Origin of the sequence: Moorena sp. SIO4E2 (genome assembly GCF_010671945.1) — a bacterium.
Lineage (GTDB): Bacteria > Cyanobacteriota > Cyanobacteriia > Cyanobacteriales > Coleofasciculaceae > Moorena > Moorena producens.
In genome coordinates, this window is the sequence record NZ_JAAHIE010000922.1 from 1 (window position 1) to 2,231 (window position 2,231).

Below are 2,231 nucleotides of genomic sequence, written 5' to 3' on the forward strand. Positions count from 1 at the left end.
TAATTAAATAGCGTTCGCTTTTATTTTACAGTATCGGCGAACGCTTTTTGTTTTGTTGATATCATTCGCTTTTTTATTCCGTTGCCCAAGCTTTTTGCGCTTAGAGAATTTAAGACTTTTTTAGGTTGAAATACTTAAATAATAAAAAAAGGGTGAAGCCGTTACTTCAAGGCGGTTTCAGAACCTCAGAAAAAATTTTTACATCGACAATGAAACAGCCCTGCGTCGTGTCCTGGCTATTTACCTCTTTGGCTCTCGATATATTTTTTGACTATTTCAGTACTGACTTGACCTGTTGACGCTACGAAATAGGTTGGAGTCCAAAGTGATGGTAATTTCTTCAAACTTGGAAACTCCTTTCTTAAATGATGAGAAGCTCGTCCTTTTATCCATCGCGCTATTTCAGCAGGAGATTCATGAGTTGGGGCATTGATAAATAGATGGACGTGGTCAGGCATTATTTCTAGGGCGATCAAGTTCCAACCATGTTCAGATACTAAACTAAATTGAAGATTATCTCTTGAAGTCGTCGAGCTACATGCTCTACTAGCACTGGCTTTCGACGTTTTGGCACAAAAACGAAATGATAGTTGATTGATGACAGAGATCCTTCGGTACGGCGGTATTCATGGTCTTTTGAGGATAATTTTGCCATTGTTCCCAATTTTTGTTGACGAGGGATGTAGTATCAATGATAATGGTATACAAAGAGGCGAAGCAAATTGTACAGAACAATACCGGTAAGAGCGACGTTTTCAGACGAAGAAAAGGCTTTTTGGGTCTTTCAATGCGAACAAGCAAATAGCTTGTATAATTGCGCCATATATTACGCCAAGCAAAAACATTATCAATGGCTACAAGACCAGGATGCTTACACTACTTTCTGGTGCAAAGATGAACTTAAATGTGGCTGGAAGACTTACAAATGTGCGACTAGGTATCCAGAACTAGATAAAGCTTTGAAGCTCAGTCCCCATTACAAAGGAATGGCGGCACAATCCGCTCAACAAACCTTAAAGACGGTAGGGGAAGCAATTGCTAGCTACAATCAGTTAGTCGGACTTTATTACAAAGGAAGTGTAGACAGGCCAAAATTTCCTAGATATAGGAAGAAAGGCGGCCTAGCGTCTGTTACTTTTCCAAGACAAGCCTTGACTTACAAAGAAGGTTTATTTTACCCATCTGTAAGCAAAGAAAGTAAGCCAGAATTACTAACCAAGATATCTCTTGAACTTCCTGATTTTATAGATTCAGATTGGGTAAAAGAAGTTACAATCCGCCCCTGTTACGGGCAGCTATGGATTGACTGGGTCATTGACGACGGAAAAAAACCAGTTTCTGTTAATAGCAAATTGGATTATTCTCAAGCCCTGGGTATAGATCATGGTGGAGACAACTGGCTCACCTGCGTGACCACCTTAGGTCAAAGTTTTATCATTGATGGAAAAAAACTTAAATCAATGAATCAGGGGCATGCCCGCTTAGTCGCTAAACACAAAGCTGGTAAATCGGATTTTTATTGGGATTCTAATCTTGATCGTATTCAATTAAAGCGCAACAACCAAATGCGCGACGCTATAAACAAGGCAGCTAGATTTATTGTAAATCGCTGCTTGGCTGACGGCATAGGAAACATTGTTTTCGGATGGAATGAAGGACAAAAACAACGCTCCAACATGGGAAGAAGTGGGAATCAGAAAAATGTAATTATCCCCACTAAACGATTGATAGAAAGACTAAGACAGCTTTGTTCTGAATATGGAATTAAGCTAATAACGACTGAGGAGTCGTATACGAGTAAAGCGTCTTTCTTGGATGGAGATTCCTTGCCGAAATATGGTGAAAAACCCGCAGGATGGAACCCTTCCGGAAAAAGAGTTAGGCGTGGATTGTATAGAACAGCCTCAGGAAATTTGATCAACGCCGATACTAACGGCGCTGCCAATATCCTACGAAAAGTAACCACACAGTCCTTTGACATGACCAAGGTGGCTAGGGAAGCTTTGACACTTCCACATCGATACGATTTATTCAATTCCATGTCTAAATCATATCGATATAAAAGTGAAGAAGGACGGGTTTACCCTCCTTCGTAACATCCTTATAGAATCCCCCTCTTTTAAGTGGGGGAGATGTCAACCCTACCCAAATACTTTTTCAGCAAGCCCTAAGTAACTGATGGGCTGAACTTATTACCCAGTAATGATTTTAGCTTGCATGTCAAAGGACTG

Annotated in this window: 1 protein-coding gene and 1 pseudogene; one reads left to right on the forward strand and one right to left on the reverse strand. The window is 40.3% G+C overall.

Features of this window, described 5'->3' with window-relative positions; all coding sequences use genetic code 11:
• Window positions 1-236 precede the first annotated feature (236 nt).
• Window positions 237-655 (reverse strand): annotated as a pseudogene (gene tnpA / locus F6K37_RS38995) (IS200/IS605 family transposase).
• A 67-nt stretch (window positions 656-722) separates the two neighbouring features.
• On the opposite strand from tnpA, the gene F6K37_RS39000 reads away from it, so the two are divergent.
• Complete coding sequence (locus F6K37_RS39000) at window positions 723-2,096, forward strand: RNA-guided endonuclease InsQ/TnpB family protein (RefSeq protein ID WP_287256596.1); 1,374 nt, start codon at window positions 723-725, stop codon at window positions 2,094-2,096.
• The last annotated feature ends 135 nt before the right edge of the window (window positions 2,097-2,231 follow it).